The organism is Bartonella sp. CL436QHHD, assembly GCF_042195105.1.
Taxonomy (GTDB): Bacteria; Pseudomonadota; Alphaproteobacteria; order Rhizobiales; family Rhizobiaceae; genus Bartonella.
In genome coordinates, this window is the sequence record NZ_JBHINR010000078.1 from 325 (window position 1) to 1,022 (window position 698).

Here is a 698-nt window from a genome sequence, read left to right on the forward strand (position 1 = left end):
CAATTCAATCATCTACGAAAGTGACTATTCAGCAAGCGATATAAGCTACATAAGCCGTTTCTAACACCGAAAAACCAACTTTTAAACACAAGCGTGATTCACGCCACGGGTGGATTGTACGCAAATCAAGGAAATAAACCATGAAAAAGAAATACGAACTTACTGATGAAACAATTCAGTTTGATGGATACCTTACGCTTTACCGCATACGTGCATTAAAAGATTTTGGTGATGTTAAAGCAGACGACCTTGGCGGCTTTGTAGAGTATGAAGACAATTTAAGTCAAAAAGACGATTGCTGGATTTATAATGATGCCAAGGCGTATTGTTGTGCCAAGATTTACGATAGTGCTAAGGTTTTTGATAACGCACAAGTTGCTTATAGTGCAGAGATTTTTGGCAATGCAAAAATTTATAATAACGTCAAAATATATGATGGACATATTTTTGGACACACACAAATTTATGGAAATGTGATTATTTATGCCGATTCAAGAATTTATGGCAATGTAAAAATTTATGATAATTCAGAAGATTGTAAACAAACTATGACCGCCCAGAACGGCGACTCTTCAGCAAAAGACGACATTCCTTTCTAGCAACACAAACAAAATTTTAACACCAGCGTGATTCACGCCACGAGTGAATTACATCTAAAATGAAGGGGAATAAACATGCCACACCGCCCACCTACTATC

1 protein-coding gene is annotated in these 698 nt (G+C 36.8%); it reads left to right on the top strand.

The window, feature by feature from the left end:
- The first annotated feature begins 140 nt into the window (after positions 1–140).
- Entirely contained in the window at positions 141–599 is a 459-nt protein-coding gene (locus tag ACFIKN_RS08860; RefSeq protein WP_375658282.1) for a hypothetical protein, read from the top strand.
- The last annotated feature ends 99 nt before the right edge of the window (positions 600–698 follow it).

Coding starts and splice junctions, on each gene's coding strand:
- ACFIKN_RS08860 (WP_375658282.1), top strand. CDS start 141: ATGAAAAAGAAATACGAACTTACTGATGAAACAATTCAGTTTGATGGA.